15 protein-coding genes are annotated in these 15,273 nt (G+C 64.3%); 11 read left to right on the top strand and 4 right to left on the bottom strand.

What is annotated here, in order from left to right:
* Positions 1 to 230 precede the first annotated feature (230 nt).
* A complete protein-coding gene (locus H8B02_RS35465) occupies positions 231 to 962 on the bottom strand; it encodes an adenylate/guanylate cyclase domain-containing protein (protein WP_229170489.1) in 732 nt (243 codons plus the stop codon).
* An 82-nt stretch (positions 963 to 1,044) separates the two neighbouring features.
* Positions 1,045 to 1,296: a PilZ domain-containing protein gene (locus tag H8B02_RS35460; RefSeq protein ID WP_229170488.1), complete on the bottom strand. Its 252-nt coding sequence runs from the start codon at positions 1,294 to 1,296 to the stop codon at positions 1,045 to 1,047.
* A gap of 267 nt (positions 1,297 to 1,563) precedes the next feature.
* Between H8B02_RS35460 and H8B02_RS35455 the strand changes: the two genes are divergently transcribed.
* The 3 genes from H8B02_RS35455 to H8B02_RS35445 are packed head-to-tail and all read left to right on the top strand — an operon-like array spanning position 1,564 to position 4,595.
* On the top strand, positions 1,564 to 2,970 hold the full coding sequence (locus H8B02_RS35455; protein ID WP_092114449.1) for an MFS transporter: 1,407 nt from the start codon (positions 1,564 to 1,566) through the stop codon (positions 2,968 to 2,970).
* Positions 2,971 to 2,981: 11 nt separating this feature from the next.
* A complete protein-coding gene (locus H8B02_RS35450) occupies positions 2,982 to 4,169 on the top strand; it encodes an acyl-CoA dehydrogenase family protein (RefSeq protein ID WP_229170487.1) in 1,188 nt (395 codons plus the stop codon).
* Positions 4,170 to 4,193: 24 nt separating this feature from the next.
* Positions 4,194 to 4,595, top strand: coding sequence for a VOC family protein (locus H8B02_RS35445; RefSeq protein ID WP_229170486.1), 402 nt, complete (start codon positions 4,194 to 4,196; stop codon positions 4,593 to 4,595).
* 262 nt (positions 4,596 to 4,857) lie between these two features.
* Here H8B02_RS35445 and H8B02_RS35440 read toward each other — a convergent pair whose 3' ends face one another.
* A complete protein-coding gene (locus tag H8B02_RS35440) occupies positions 4,858 to 5,595 on the bottom strand; it encodes a Spy/CpxP family protein refolding chaperone (RefSeq protein WP_376711752.1) in 738 nt (245 codons plus the stop codon).
* Positions 5,596 to 6,045: 450 nt separating this feature from the next.
* On the opposite strand from H8B02_RS35440, the gene H8B02_RS35435 reads away from it, so the two are divergent.
* The 7 genes from H8B02_RS35435 to H8B02_RS35405 all read left to right on the top strand — a co-directional run bounded on the left by H8B02_RS35435 (position 6,046) and on the right by H8B02_RS35405 (position 13,765).
* Positions 6,046 to 7,386, top strand: coding sequence for an ABC transporter substrate-binding protein (locus tag H8B02_RS35435; RefSeq protein ID WP_229170485.1), 1,341 nt, complete (start codon positions 6,046 to 6,048; stop codon positions 7,384 to 7,386).
* 117 nt (positions 7,387 to 7,503) lie between these two features.
* A complete protein-coding gene (locus H8B02_RS35430; protein ID WP_229170484.1) occupies positions 7,504 to 8,442 on the top strand; it encodes a carbohydrate ABC transporter permease in 939 nt (312 codons plus the stop codon).
* Positions 8,442 to 9,353, top strand: a complete 912-nt coding sequence (locus H8B02_RS35425; protein WP_229170483.1) for a carbohydrate ABC transporter permease — start codon at positions 8,442 to 8,444, stop codon at positions 9,351 to 9,353. The genes H8B02_RS35430 and H8B02_RS35425 overlap by 1 nt, the downstream gene beginning before the upstream one ends.
* A gap of 31 nt (positions 9,354 to 9,384) precedes the next feature.
* Entirely contained in the window at positions 9,385 to 10,485 is a 1,101-nt protein-coding gene (locus H8B02_RS35420; RefSeq protein ID WP_229170482.1) for an ABC transporter ATP-binding protein, read from the top strand.
* Between the two features lie 29 nt (positions 10,486 to 10,514).
* Complete coding sequence (locus H8B02_RS35415) at positions 10,515 to 11,504, top strand: hydroxyacid dehydrogenase (protein ID WP_229170481.1); 990 nt, start codon at positions 10,515 to 10,517, stop codon at positions 11,502 to 11,504.
* A gap of 70 nt (positions 11,505 to 11,574) precedes the next feature.
* Complete coding sequence (locus tag H8B02_RS35410) at positions 11,575 to 12,999, top strand: amidase (RefSeq protein ID WP_229170480.1); 1,425 nt, start codon at positions 11,575 to 11,577, stop codon at positions 12,997 to 12,999.
* A 91-nt stretch (positions 13,000 to 13,090) separates the two neighbouring features.
* Complete coding sequence (locus H8B02_RS35405; RefSeq protein WP_229170479.1) at positions 13,091 to 13,765, top strand: hypothetical protein; 675 nt, start codon at positions 13,091 to 13,093, stop codon at positions 13,763 to 13,765.
* Here the strand turns inward: H8B02_RS35405 and H8B02_RS35400 are convergent.
* Positions 13,713 to 14,369: a DUF1993 domain-containing protein gene (locus H8B02_RS35400; protein WP_312001498.1), complete on the bottom strand. Its 657-nt coding sequence runs from the start codon at positions 14,367 to 14,369 to the stop codon at positions 13,713 to 13,715. The two genes, H8B02_RS35405 and H8B02_RS35400, sit on opposite strands and share 53 nt — an antisense overlap.
* Before the next feature lie 52 nt (positions 14,370 to 14,421).
* On the opposite strand from H8B02_RS35400, the gene H8B02_RS35395 reads away from it, so the two are divergent.
* Positions 14,422 to 15,195, top strand: coding sequence for a transporter substrate-binding domain-containing protein (locus H8B02_RS35395; protein WP_376711751.1), 774 nt, complete (start codon positions 14,422 to 14,424; stop codon positions 15,193 to 15,195).
* The last annotated feature ends 78 nt before the right edge of the window (positions 15,196 to 15,273 follow it).

The following is a 15,273-nucleotide window of genomic DNA, read 5'->3' as shown; positions in this document are numbered from 1 at the left end:
CCGCGCGCCGCGGCCGCGCAGGCCTCCTCCGCCAGCCGGGTGCCGCCGATCGACATCGGCGCCCGGATGCGCGGCATGTGGCGCTGACCCGGTTCAAAAGAATTTTCGTGTCGGCGGGAACGAAGCCGTAGGCCCCGCGTTGAGGCGACGTTCGTAATCGGCAAACGACCATCCCGACGGCTTCGGCGCGCAATGGCGCGCTGGAGCCGTCTTTTTTGCGCCGCGTCAATTCAGGCAGAAAACAGCGTAACCGGCTGGTCGAAGCCCTTCAGCGTATAGGCGGAACCGGCCGCGGTGATCATGTCGCGGGTTCGGTCGCGCACGGCCGTCGTGACCAGGATCTCGCCGGATTTTGCCATCGCCTGGGCGCGTGCCGCACGATTGACCACCGTGCCGACCGCAGTCAGGTCGCGATGGGTCTGGCCGAACTCTCCGAAATTGGTGTCGCCGCTGTCCATCCCGATCCCGATGCCGAGCTCGATATCGCCGGCGCCAATCGTCCGCACCAGGGCGTCGTGCCTTTCCTGGAAACGGCGCTGGATGTCGCGCGCTGCCAGCAAGGCCTGCACGGCATGATCCTCCCGCCGCACCGGAAAATTGAAGATCGCGAACACGGCATCGCCGATCGTCTTGTTGAGAATGCCGTCATAGCGCCAGATCGCGGCGGCGCAATCGTCGTAGAACGCATCGAGCAGCGATGTCAGCCCGTCCTGCGCGATGGTCTGCGTCAGTGTGGTGTAGCCGCGCAAATCGGCGAACAGGATGGTGGCGTCGATGGTCACGGCGCGTGCCTTCATGATCTTCGAGAAGGCCATCTCGCAGATCGTGCAGGTGTTCGGATTCATACGGCTCGGCCGGACACCGAACAGGCGGAACGGCGCCGACAAGGGGCCGCGCAGCGGGATCGGCATGTGCAGGTTTTGCCAGCAGCCAAGGCAGATCGTTGCGGGTTCCGGAGTCATCGGCCTGTCACCTGCTGTTCCAGCAACGAAACCACCCCACCCTGGCTCGGTCGGTCATGGCGTCCCCACGAGATTGCCGCGCTCAGGCGGTCGTCACGAAACTCACTCCAATCCGCGTCTTCTTGCTCCAGATCACCTGGCACTCATAAACAACCGAGGCGTCCCGGGCCATCACCAGGCGGAATCGGTGCGGGACGAAGGCCGGATTCTCGACCTCGATGGCCGCACCTTCCGGCGACATGTTCACGATCGTGCACTGCATGACCGAACCGCCCGACGAGACATAGCCGGGTTCATTGACCTCGGTTCGCGGATGCTTGCGCTTTTCGTCCACCCGGACTGCCCCCTAAACTTTCTTCACGCAAACGTGGGCGATCGGCATTGCAGGAGTCAACGGCTCCCGCGGCCCGCATCAGGCTTTCGCACCACGATTTGTGCGCAGCAGTAAGCCGAATTGCTTATCGCACCCGTGCAGATGAGCCCCGCGTCGGTGCGGGCTTGCCGTTCGCGACAGCGCGAGGGTAGCCTCAGCCTATGGGCGATGCGCTGGCGCGACGCACGCTCCCAACAACAACGAACAGGCGCCATGGGGAGACGCGCCATGTTCGAGATTCTCGATCGCCGGACGACTCTGACCGGCAACCAGATCAAGATCCTTGCGGCGGCCATCATCGGCGATGCGCTGGAATTCTTCGACTACTTTCTGATCGGCTTTGTGCTCGCGTTCCTGATCGGGCCGTGGAAACTCACCTTTGGCCAATCGGCCACCGTGCTGATGAGTTCCGGCATCGGCGCCATCCTCGGCGCCTATCTGTGGGGCTGGCTGGCCGACCGGGTCGGGCGCCGCATCGTCTTCATCGGCACCGTCCTGAACTTTTCGATCGCGACCGGCCTGCTCTATTTCACGCCCGACAATGGCTGGGTCTATCTGGCGATCCTGCGCTTCTTCGTCGGCACCGGCGTCGGTGGCCTTTATTGTGTCGACCTGCCGCTGGTGCAGGAGTTCATGCCCTCGCACAAGCGCGGCTGGGTCGGCGGGCTCGTCACCTGCGTGATCCCGCTCGGCGTCGGGCTCGGCGCGGTTCTGGGTGCGATCATGGGCACCGATCAGTGGCGGCTGCTATTTGCGATCGGCGTGCTGCCCGCTGTCCTGGTACTGCTGGTCCGGCTCTGGGTTCCGGAGTCGCCGCGCTGGCTGTGCCGGCAGGGGCGCTATGACGAAGCCCGCAAGTCGCTGGCCTGGGCGCTGCAGGTACCGCCGTCTGAGCTGCCATTGCCGAGCGCGGCCGACGCTGGCCCGATCGTCAAGACAAGCTGGTTCGACCTGTTCAAATATCCGCGCAGCCTGATCGTCTCCTGGCTCGGCAATGCCGGTGCGCAGACCGGTGTCTACGGCATCACGCTATGGGCGCCCGCGCTGTTCGTGCTGCTCTTGAAGGTCACGCCGCAGGAGGCCGCCAAAATGATGATCCTGCTCAGCATCACAGGCTTCCTCGGACGCATCTCGTTCTCCTACTTTTCGGAACTGCTGGGACGGCGCATCGCCGGCGGCCTGCTCGGCTTCGGCGCCGGCGCGCTGACCATCATTGCCGGCTATCACTACGACGCGACGTTGTTTGGCATGTCGGCGTTCTGGCTGCTGCTCGGCGCCGCGTTCTTCTTCGCCGACGGCGGCTTTGCGATCGTCGGCCCCTATGCCGCGGAGGTCTGGCCGTCGCATCTGCGCACCACGGGCATGGGATCGGCCTATGGCTTCGGCGGTATCGGCAAGATCATCGGGCCGGTCGGGCTTGCCCTGATCGTCGGCTCGAACAACTACCTCAAGCCGGATGTGCCGCTGACCCAGATCCCGACCGCCTTCGTCTATCTCGGCTGCTGGTTCCTGATGGCGGGCGCCGTCTATCTGTTCTTCGGGCTCGAGACCCGGGGCAAGTCGATCGAGCAGATCGACAAGGAGCTCAACGCGACGGCTGACGTCGCGGCCTCCGCAACAATCCGGCGCGCCTGAGGGAGGCGACCATGAGCGCACCCTCTGCCGATCTTGCCGGCGATCGCGACGTGATCGCCCGCGCCGAGGCGGTCAGGGACGCGGTTGCAGCCGCCTCCGACGAGATCGAGGCGACCCGACGCCTGCCGCCCGAACTGCTCGACCGGCTGCATGAGGCGCGGCTGTTCCGCCTGCTGTTGCCGTGCTCGACGGAGGGGATCGAGACCGATCCCGTCACCTTCTTCCATGTCATCGAGACCATCGCCAAGGCCGATGCCTCGACCGCGTGGTGGCTGAGCCAGGCCGGCGGCTGTGCGATGTCGGCGGCCTATCTCGATCTGCCGGTCGCGCAGGAGGTGTTTGCCGACCCGCGCGCCGTGCTGGCCTGGGGACCCAGCCCGAAGGTCAGGGCGATCGAGTCCGCGGGCGGCTACCGCGTCACCGGGGTCTGGTCGTTTGCATCAGGCGGGCGGCACGCCACCTGGCTCGGCGCCCACTGCCCGGTCTATGCCCCGGACGGCTCGCCGTGCCGCGACGTCAATGGCGAGCAGATCGAGCGCACCATGCTGGTGCGGACCGAAGACGTCGAGTGGACCGACATCTGGAGCACGGTCGGGCTGCGCGGCACCGCGAGCGACCAGTTCGCGCTGAACGACGTTTTCGTCCGCACCGATCATTCGATCACCCGCGAATTCGACCGCGAGTGCCGCGAGAGCGGCCCGCTGTACCGGATGAGCAACCACACCTGCTATCAGATCGGGTTTGCCGGGGTCGCCTGCGGCATTGCCCGCAGCGCACTGGACAATTTTGTCGACGTCGCTCGTAACAAGGTGCCGCGCGGCATGAAGAAGACGCTGCGCGACAATGCGGTGGTGCAGTCCGGCCTGGCCCAGGCCGAGGTCAATTTACGCGCCGCCCGCGCCTTCCTGCTGCAGTCGATGGCCGATATCTGGCAGGATCTGGTTGCCGGCCACAGCATCACGGTGGCGCAGCGCATGACCATCCGGATGGCGGCGACGCACGCCATCCACAAGGCACGGGAAGCCGTCGACTTCGCCTACAGCACGGCCGGCGCCACCGCGATCTTCGACGGCCATCCGCTGGAGCGGCGCTTCCGCGACATCCACACCGTGACCCAGCAATTGCAGGGCCGCTTCAGCCATTTCGAGACCGTCGGCGCCTGGATGCTCGGCGTCGATGCCGACCTCAGCCTCGTCTAATCCCAATTCTCAAGGAGAAGAACCATGCCATTGGGCGGACTACAGCATTACACCATCGAGCCACAGGACCTCGAGCGCACCAAGGAGTTCTATTGCGATGTACTCGGGCTCGAGAATGGCGATCGTCCGCCGCTCGATTTCCCCGGCTACTGGCTCTATTCCGGCGGCCAGGCCACTGTCCATTTAATGGGCACCCGCAAACCGCGCGACGGCATCGTGGTGCGCGGCACCGAGAAGAAATATGAAGACACCGGGCGGCTCGATCATATTGCCTTCGCCGCCACCGACGTCGACGCCGTGCGCAAGCGCCTGCAGGCGAAGAACGTCAGCTTCCGTGAGCAGATCGTGCCGCGCACCGGCGACACCCAGATCTTCCTGTACGATCCCGACGGCGTCGGCGTGGAGCTGAACTTCCCGAAGAGCTGAACCGGTCTCCGCCCGATTATTCCGCTGCTCAACAATTGGCCGGCGCATGTGCCGGCCAAACCTTCATCTCAGCAAAACGGTCCCCGACAAGGCCCTGACTCGGCCATCACTCGGGCGCGATCCGGTCCGTTTTTCTTCAACATTGAATGACGAATTAACCGGGCCGCGCCGCTGCGGCAGAATAGCCGGGTGCTGCGCCTTTAACCTACCCCAGGGCTTGGTGGCCCGGCTATTCGTCCCCGCTTCGCCGTCGGAAATGGCGCTAGTCGAGCCCGCGCTCGTGGCTGAGGCGGACCATTTCGTTGATGAAGATTTGTTTCTGCTTGTCGTCGAGGCTCGCATAGAGCGGCTCGGCGGCGTCGGCGACGCCGCGCTGATCGACTGCGCGGTCATTGAGGAACTGGGCCTCGTTGCGCATCTGCTCGATGATGTCGTCGGGCGGATCGCGCTGCGCGCGGGCAATGCGCAGGTTGAGCCGATCGGCGCCATTGTGACCGAGATAGTGCATCGCACTGTTGAAGCCGGCCCAATTCTTCTCCTGCTCCGGCGTCAGGTTGAGCTCCTTCTTGATCCGCTCGATGTTGGCGTCGCTGTTGGCGACGATCTGTTCGGCCGTGAGCTGCGGCGCCCCGGCCTGGGTCAGCACGGTCGGCGCTTGCTTCGCGCCCTTGTCCTTGGCGGCGGCCTTCGCCGATTTGGCGGCCTTGGCGCCCTGCTTGTCGCTGGACGCCGGAGCCTGTGCGTTCTTTCCGTTTCCGGCATTGTTGCCGGTCAACACCCCGGTCACGCCGGTTACCACCCCGACGACGCCGCCGATTGCTCCGCCGAGAACTCCGCCAACCGGTCCGGCGGCCTTGTTGCCTTCGCGCGCGCCGTTTTCGACGCCCTGCACGATCTGCGCATCGACCATATGAGGCACTGCAAGCAGCGTGACGGCGGCGGCCCCAACCGCGGCGCACAATCTCCATTGCGCTCGCAGCTTCGCTACCGGGATGAGCATGATCGGGTCTCCGTGATCGATGGTGGATTGGACTGGCGCGGCGGGCAGGTTCGACGAATCCGGAGTTTATCGTTTCCGGCTTCGGCAAGTCCATCGGTCGCGCCGGCCATCAACATGACGGAACACGGCTCGGTCAGGCGGCCGGAAACCTGCGGCTCAACCGCGCACCGTCCGCGAGCATCGCTGTGCCAACCTGCGCGTGCGTCGCAGCATGATCACCGGATGCACGGCAAACCACGGGGCGACTGTAGTGATGCTGATGACACTGCCTGCGATTTGACCACAACGTTAGTACTACTTGGCATAGGCATCTCGTTTCTCGACAGCAGCCGGCAATTCTGTTCTGATCAGTGTGAATGAAATCCCGCGACGTCGCGCGAACGCGACGCACAAAAACAACAACGGGATTCAAAAAGTCTTTTGTCCGTCGGCTACCAGGGAGGGAATGCCATGTCACGGAAGAAGCTTTCGCGCCGAGAATTCGTTGCAGCGACAGCGCTGTCATCGGCGGCGCTCATTACGGCCCCCTACGTACGTGGCGCCTACGCAGCCGGAAAGCTCTCGATGGGCTTCTGGGATCATTGGGTGCCGGGCGCGAACAGTGCCTCCACCGAACTCGTCAACGAATGGGCCGCCAAGGAAAAGGTCGAGGTCCAGCTCGACTACATCACCAGCCAGGGCAACAAGAACATCGTGACCATCGCCGCCGAAGCGCAGGCGAAATCCGGTCACGATATCTTCCAGATGCCGACCTGGTGGCCACAGGCCAATGCCGAGCTGCTCGAGCCGGTCAATGACATCATGGACCCGCTCCTCAAACTGAACGGCGACGTCAACGGCACGGTGAAATATCTCGGCCAGGCCGACGGCAAATGGCTCGGTGTTCCCGCCAGCGTCGGCAGCCAGATCAAGGGTCCCTGCTCGCGCATCGACCTGATGAAGAAGTACGCCAATATCGACGTGCAGGAGATGTATCCGGCCGGCAGCCCGCCGAAGGCGGACAACTGGACTCTCGACACCTTCCTCAAGGCGGCTGAAGCCTGCCACAAGGCCGGCTTCCCGTTCGGCATCGGTCTCGGCGAGACCAGCGACAATGTCGACACTGCCGGCGCGATCTTCAACTCGTTCGGCGCGCAGCTGGTCGACGCCAAGGGCAACCTCACGGTCAAGACCGACGCGGTGCGCCAGTCGCTCGAATTCTACAAGAAGCTGCTGGCGTTCCTGCCGCCCGATGTCGCCGCATGGGACGATGCCTCCAACAACAAGTGGCTGGTCGCGGGCAAAGGCGCGATGATCATGAACCCGCCGAGCGCTTGGGCGGTCGCCAAGCGCGATGCCCCGCAAGTCGCGGAGCAATGCTGGACCCACGGCTTCCCGGCCGGACCCAAGGGACGTTTCGCGCCCTATCTGCCGTTCTTCTGGTCGATCTGGTCGTTCTCGAAGAACAAGGAAGCGGCCAAGAGCCTGCTGTCCCATCTGTCGCAACCGGCATCGATCGAGAAGATGGTGGTCGCGAGCGGCGGCTACGACCTGCCGGCCTACGAAAAGCTCACGACCTTGAAGATCTGGGAAGAGGTAGGGCCGCCCAAGGGCACGCTCTACCACTACCCGAACCCCTTCAAACACCAGACGCTGTCGATGGCGGCCTCGCCTGCCCCGCCCAAGGTTGCGCAGCAGATCTACTTCCAGGCCACCCTGACCAAGATGTGCCTGCGCTACTACCAGGGTGAAAGCATGGAAAAGACGCTCGCCTGGGCCGAAGGCGAGTGCGAAGGCTTCATGCGAAGCTGACGAACGGACGAGCTCGCGCGCGGCCGCCGATCGTGCTGGCCGCGCGGGGTCTCGTCTTTATAGACCAACCGCCGAACCGGCGAGCCGTGCAACCGACCCGCGCGAGGGACCTGCGTAATGGTTGATGTCGCATTCCAATCCAGCCGCACAGCTGCGGCCCAGACAGGGCGAAGGCGCGCCGGCCTGCGCAACGCGCTGCGGCGCAAGTCGATGTCGGCATTCCTGATGACGCTGCCGCTGATCCTCCTAATCGCCGTGCTGGTGATTTATCCGGCGCTCTATTCCCTGCACCTCGCAACGCTGAACAAGGCGATGACGAAGTTCGTCGGCTTCGGCAATTTCGAGTTCCTGTTCAAGCGCGAAACCTTCTGGCTGGTGGTCAAGCAATCCTGCATTTTCGCGATCTCGGCGGTGGTCTTCAAAGCGCTGATCGGTTTCATCGTCGCGCATTTCGTGCACAACGTCCCCGCCAACAAGCAGCGCAAATGGCGCGGCATGCTGCTGGTGCCATGGGTGATCCCGCCGGCCATGAGCACGCTGGCCTGGCTGTGGCTGTTCGACCCCTCCTACAGCGCCTTCAACTACACGCTTGCGTTCTTTGGCCTCGGGCCGATCCCGTGGACCGGCGACGCGATGTGGGCGCGCTTTTCGGTGATCCTGGTCAACGTCTGGTACGGCGCGCCGTTTTTCATGATCATGTATCTGGCGGCGTTGAAATCAGTACCCGAGCAGCTCTATGAGGCGGCCGCGATCGACGGCGCCAATTGGTGGCAGCGCATCTGGTACGTGACCCTGCCGATGATGCGCAACATCATCGCGATCACCACGCTGTTCTCGCTGATCGTCACCTTCGCCAATTTCGACATCGTGCGGATCCTGACCGCCGGCGGGCCGCTCGACCACACCCACATCTTTGCGACCTGGGCGTTCCGCGTCGGCATCGAGGGCAGCGACATACCGCTCGGCGCCAGCGTCTCGCTGTTCATGGTGCCGATCCTCGCGGTCGCGGCGATCTTCATCCTGCGCGACATCACCAAACGCGGGAACGAATCCTGATGAGCACGGTGACGATCGACAAGTCCGGACCGACCCGCAAGGTCAAGTACGGCAGCATGAGCCGCGACCGGACCTGGGCGCTGCGCTGGTCGTATTTCTTCCTGACGCTGTTTGCGATCTTCTCGCTGGTGCCACCGCTCTACATGCTGATCACCTCGCTGAAGGGCAGCGCGGAGATCTCGGCAGCGACCAATCCATGGTGGGTTTACCACCCGACACTCGAGAACTACATCCAGCTGCTGACCTCGAACCAGTTCCTGCGCTTCTTCTGGAATTCGGCCTGGGTCTCGATCATCGTCGTGACCATCACAATGCTGATCAGCGTGCCCGCGGCCTTTGCGCTGGCGCGGATGAAGTTCTGGGGTTCGGCGACGCTCGCGACCGGTGTATTCCTGACCTATCTCATTCCGGACAGCCTGCTGTTCATCCCGCTGTTCAAGATGTTCGCCGTGATCGGCGACTGGACCGGCGTTCAGCTCATCAATCGCTGGTACGTGCTGCTGTTCATCTATCCGACGCTCACCGTGCCGTTCTGCACCTGGATCATGATCGGCTATTTCGCCTCGATCCCGAAGGAGCTCGACGAGGCCGCGATTATCGACGGCGCGAGCTGGTTCCAGACGTTGACGCGGATCTTCATTCCGGTCGCCCTGCCCGGCCTGATCGCGGCGACGATCTTCGCCTTCACCGTCTCCTGGGCCCAGTTCCTTTATCCGCTGGTGTTCACGACCTCGACCGACCAGCTTGTGCTGCCGGTCGGCATCATCACGACCCTGATCAAGGGCGATGTCTTCAACTGGGGACAGATCATGACCGGCGCCCTGCTCGGCGCCGCGCCGCCGCTGATCATCTACGCCTTCCTGATGGACTACTACATTGCCGGCCTGACCGCCGGTGCGACAAAGGGCTGAACGCGACAAAGGTAGGATAAGGGTAGGATTCATGGCCGACGTCAGTTTGCGCAAGGTGGTGAAGCGTTACGACGAGGTCGAGGCGGTGCGCGGCATCGACCTCGATATCGCCGACCATGAGTTTGTGGTGCTGGTCGGGCCGAGCGGCTGCGGCAAGTCGACGACGCTGCGGATGATCGCCGGCCTCGAGGACATTTCCGACGGCGATATCATGATCGGCGGCGATGTCGTCAACGACGTGCCGCCGAAGGACCGCGACATCGCGATGGTGTTCCAGAACTATGCGCTGTATCCGCACATGACCGTCGCCGAGAACATGTCGTTCGGGCTTCGGCTGAAGCACTACCCCAAGGCCGAGATCAAGAGCCGGGTGACGGAAGCCGCCAGGATGCTCGACATCACCGATCTGATCGACCGCAAGCCGAAGCAGCTCTCCGGCGGCCAGCGCCAGCGCGTCGCGATGGGACGCGCGATCGTCCGCAATCCGAAGGTGTTCCTGTTCGACGAGCCGCTGTCCAACCTCGACGCCAAGCTGCGCGTGCAGATGCGGATCGAGATCAAGAAGGTGCACCAGAAGGTCTGCACCACGACCGTCTACGTCACCCACGACCAGGTCGAGGCGATGACGCTGGCCGACCGCGTGGTGGTGATGAACCACGGCAGGATCGAGCAGATCGGCACGCCCAACGAGCTCTATCACAAGCCGGCGACCCGGTTCGTCGCGAGCTTCATCGGCTCGCCCGCGATGAATTTCGTGCCGTGCCGGCTCGAGGACGTCGGCGGCAAGCTCAACGTGCGGCTGACCGACCGCCTCTCCTTCCCGCTGCCGCCGGCGCGCGCCGCCCGCTACCAGGGCCTCTCCCGCACCGACAAGCTGCTGCTGGGGCTCCGGCCCGAGCATGTGATGGAGGCGCGGCCGCATGCCGAGCCCGGCATCGAGCCGTTCGATGCGGTGCTCGACGTCACCGAGCCGATGGGCATGGAGACGCTGGTCTACTTCACGCTCGAGGGCTCCCAGCTCTGCGGCCGGGTCAATCCCAATGCCGGCGCGCAGGATGGCAGCCCGCTCCGATTGGCTGTGGACCTCAACAATATGCATTTGCTAAACGAGGTGACCGGCGCCGTGCTTTGACGGCGCACAAGAAACCTCAAGGGCAGGAAATGGCTACCAACAAGAAGAAGATTTTCATCACCCAGACTTTGTCGCCAGGGGCACGGGTGCTTCTCAATGAACGGGATGATGTAGAACTCGTCGAATTTCCCAACCTGATCTCGGCCAAGGACTTCCAGGCGATGCTGGAGCAGCATGCGCCGGTCCATGGCGTGGCGCTCGGCGCGACCCGCTTCGGCGAGGCGGAGCTGGAGGCCTCCAAGGGCATGCTGGTGGTGACCCGGATCGGCGTCGGCTATGACGCGGTCGACGTGCCGGCATTGTCGCGCCGCAAGGTGCCGCTGATGGTCGCAGGCACCGCGAACTCACCGTCGGTCGCCGAGCAGGCCTTGTTCATGATGCTGACGCTGGCCAAGCGCGCGAACGAGATGCACGCGATGGTCAAGGATGGCACCTGGGCGAGCCGGCTCGGGGTGCTGCCGTTCGATCTCTACGGCAAGACGGTCCTGATCGTCGGCTTCGGCCGCATCGGCACCCGTACCGCCAAGCGCTGCCTCGCGATGGAAATGAATGTGCTGGTGTACGATCCCTACAAGGCGGCCGGCGAGATCACCGCGGCCGGCTGTGAGGCGGTGCCGAGCCTCGAAGCGGCGCTGCCGCGGGCGGATTTCGTCACGATCCATTGCCCGAAGTCGCCCGAGACCGTTGGCCTGTTCAACGCCGCGCGGATCAGGTTGATGAAGCCGACCGCCTATCTCGTCAACACCGCGCGCGGCGGCATCGTGGACGAGAAGGCGCTGCACGACGCGCTGGTGTCGGGCAAGCTCGCCGGCGCCGGCCTCGACGTGTTCGAGGTCGAGCCTCCGCCGGTCGGCCAGCCCCTGCACGCTTTGCCGAATGTGATCATGGCGCCGCATGTCGCGGGCGTGACGGTCGAGGCTGTCGATCGCATGAGCGAGCAGACCGCGCGCAATATCCTGAGCGTGCTGGACGGCAATCCGCTGCGCCAGAACGTGATCAATCAGGACGTCCTCAGCTGAGCTTTCAGCCTTTCTCGTTGGCGCCGCGGCCGATCCCGCGAGGTCGGCCCGGCGAATGCGGAGCATGCACATGGCTTTCAAGGAATTCGGCAACTACGATGCGGTCGGTCTCGCCGAGCTCGTCCGCAACAGGGACGTCACGCCAAAGGAGCTACTCGACGAGGCAATTGCGCGCACCGCCGCCGTCGATCCGAAGATCAACGCGGTCGTCGTCAAGCACTACGACTACGCCGAGCGCCAGATCGCCAAGGGATTGCCTGATGGCCCCTTCACCGGCGTACCGTTCCTGCTGAAGGATCTCGACCTTCTCGAGGGCACCCGCACCACGTCGGGCGCCAGCCTGCTGAAGGATTTCGTTGCCGATCACAATGGCACGCTGACCCAGCGTTTCCTCGACGCGGGTCTTGCGATCTTCGGCAAGAGCGCGAGCCCGGAGTTCGGTCTGATGCCGACGACGGAATCCCGCCTGTTCGGCCCGACCCGCAATCCCTGGAATCTCGACCATTCCTCCGGCGGCTCGTCCGGCGGCGCCGGGGCCGCGGTCGCCGCGCGCATCCTGCCCGTCGCGCATGCCAGCGACGGCGGCGGCTCGATCCGGATCCCCGCCTCCGCCTCCGGCGTGTTCGGCATGAAGCCGACGCGTGCCCGCAACCCCTGCGGTCCCGATCGCGGCGAAGGCTGGGGCGGTTTCTCCGTCGGCCATGTCCTGAGCATCAGCGTCCGCGACAGCGCGGTCATGATGGATGCGATCCATGGTCCGGAGCCGTCGAGCCTCTATGTCGCGCCGCCGCCGGAGCGGCCGTTTTCCCAGGAGGTCGGCCGCGATCCCGGCCATCTGCGCATCAGCTTCACCGACAAGTCGCCCTATGGCGATGCTGTAGATCCCGAGATCGCCGCGGCGGTTCGCGACATCGCCAAGCTGCTCGCAGGCCTCGGCCACCATGTCGAGGAGCGCGCACCGCCGCTTGCCGCCGATCCCGCCGCGGTCATGACGACAATCGTCGGCGGCAACACGGCGCTGACCATCCGCCTGCTCGAACAGCGCGTCGGGCGCACGCTGACCTCGGACGATGTCGAGCGGCTGACGCTCGCCAGCGGCCAGAACTCGGTCAAGATGACCCCCGCCGACTACGTCGCCGCGCAGCTTGCGGCGTTCCAAATCTCGCGCGGGCTTGCGACCTTTTTCGAGGGCTGCAACATCTTCCTCAGCCCGACGCTGTGCGCACCGCCGCTACGCATTGGCGAGCTGAACACGATGTCCGAGGACCTGACCCACATCGCGCCGGTGCTGCGCCGCTACATGCCGGGCACCTCGATGTTCAACATGTCCGGGCAGCCGGCGATGTCGGTGCCGCTGGCCTGGAACAAGGCCGGTCTTCCGCTCGGCATGATGTTCGCGGCCAAGCTTGGCGAGGAAGGACTGCTGTTCCGCCTGGCCGGCCAGCTCGAACAGGCTCGTCCCTGGAAGGACCGGCGTCCGCCGGTTTGCGCCTAGCTCAATCGGACGCGACAAAGGGCAGTCCAATCAGGTAGATAGGAAGGGCGTCGGCACGATTCCGCCGGCGTCATGCCTGGGAGACCGAACCGTGAGTGACCCGACCGACAATGCGCTCGCCGCAATCGCGAGCATTCTCGATCAGACGACGACGCCTCCCGAGAAGTCCAAGCCGTCTGATAACAAGTCGTCCGACACCAAGTCGTCCGACAAGACGGCGGACAAGGCACCGGAGCCTGCCGAGGAGCCGCCGGTCTCGATAGCGATGCCACCGCCTCTGCCAACATCCGTCGAGGTCGTTACCGTCGAGGCCGTGTCCATCAAGACGGAGTCCATGGACGCCGCGCCTGCCGAGCCGACGACGGTTGAGCCGCCGCCGATCGAGGAGCCCGAGCTCCTGGTCGAACAGTCTGAGCCGAGTGAGACCGAGCCAAGCGAACCGGAGCCGAGCGTGACGGAGCCGGAGCCGATCCAGCCGCCCCAACCGATCGAGGCCAATGGCTATTCCAAGTCCGGACCAGGCCCGATGGCCGCGCTGCGCTTCCGCTGGACGGTGCGCGAGGACGGCGCCCAATACTATGTCGACGAGACCGTCGGCGAAGGATCGACCCCGCTGGTCAACGGCCCGATGGACAGGGACGCAGCGATCAAATTCGTCGACGATCGCGAGGCCGAAGCGCGGCGGCGCTTCGAGCATTTCAAGCACGAGATCGTCAGCCGCACGGCGGCCGCCCTTCAGGCGAGCAGGGACCGCCACGAGACGTAACGAGGCCGAGAGCAGTTTCGGTTTTGGTTGAATCGCTCGAAAACGCTCTAGCCCAGCGGCGGCCTCGGTGGTCCCAAAAATCCTTCTTCGCGAGATCGACGCCGGCATGGCGCAGGATGTCGTAGGCCGTTGCGACATGGAAGAAGAACTGCGGCACGCTGAAGGTCAGGATCAGGGACTTGCCGGTGAATGGCCTGTTCGCGCCGCTCCGGAAGGTGAATACGACGTCCCGGTCGGCGGCGGCGTCGATCGCCTCCGGCGGCAGGCCCTGTGCAAAATCAATCGTGGCGGCAATCCGCGCCTTCGGCCCGGCGATGCCGGGCGCCGTGTCGCCGAAGACCGGCGGCGCGCACCCCGCCAGCAACGCGCAGCTCAGGACGACATGCCGGTTCGCCTCCCCGACCTGCTGGCGAAGGCTGTACATGTTCGGGGAAAGCCGCATCTCGAGCAGTACGGCTGGATCGATCGTGCGAGCCCTGGCATAGGCTTCGGCATGATCGAGCAGCGCGGAAAGATTGCGCAGATACGGCACATAGACGCCGACGGATGCTTCGTGGAGCAGATGGTCACTGTTGCGCCCGCTGGGGTGGCCTGATCGTCTCATCTGGTCTAAATGCTCCGCAGCGACATGTCATCGAAATTGACGGAGAAATCTGATGTTTCGCGCGCTGGCCGGCCTCGCTCTCGCTTTGCTTGTTTCTGCCGCGCACGCGCAGCCGGCGCCGTCCCGGCTCGATGAGATCGTCAAGCGCGGCACGCTGCGCGTCGGCATGACCGGCGACTACCTGCCCTTCACGGCGCTCGACAAGGAGACGAAGGCGTTTCGCGGCTTCGACGTCGACATGGCGCAATCGCTCGGCAAGGCGCTCGGCGTCAAGGTCGAGTTCGTGCCGACATCGTGGCCGCAGATGATGAAGGATTTCGAGGTCGACAATTTCGACATCGCGATGGGCGGCGTCTCCATCACTTTCGACCGGCAGAAGAAGGGTCTGTTCTCGACGCCGATCATGCGCGAGGGCAAGACGCCGATCGCACGCTGCGCCGACAAGGGCAAGTTTGAGACGATCGCCGAGATCGACAAGCCCGGCACCCGCGTCATCGTCAATCCCGGCGGCACCAATGAGCGCTTTGCGCGCGCCAACGTGAAGGCCGCCGACATTCGTGTCTTCAACGACAACACCAAAATCTTCGACGAGATCGCCAAGGGTGACGCCGACCTGATGATGACCGACGCCTCCGAGACGCGCTATCAGCAGAAGCTACATCCCGGCGTGCTCTGCGCCGTGCATCCCGACAAGCCGTTCGACTTCGCGGAAAAGGCCTACTGGATGCAGCGCGACGTCGCGTTGAAGGCATTCGTCGACCAGTGGCTCCATATCGCGCGCGAAGACGGCAGCTACGCGAAGATCTATGCCGCGTGGTTCGAATAGCCTGCGTCAAGTTTGCTGCTCGCGTGCCGCAAATTGATGCGCGCGGCCTGAAACCAGATCGCAATCCGGTGATTTGAA

Source organism: Bradyrhizobium altum (assembly GCF_020889705.1).
GTDB lineage: Bacteria > Pseudomonadota > Alphaproteobacteria > Rhizobiales > Xanthobacteraceae > Bradyrhizobium > Bradyrhizobium altum.
Note: the sequence above shows the minus strand (reverse complement) of the source record. Positions and strands in the feature narration are given on the sequence as shown.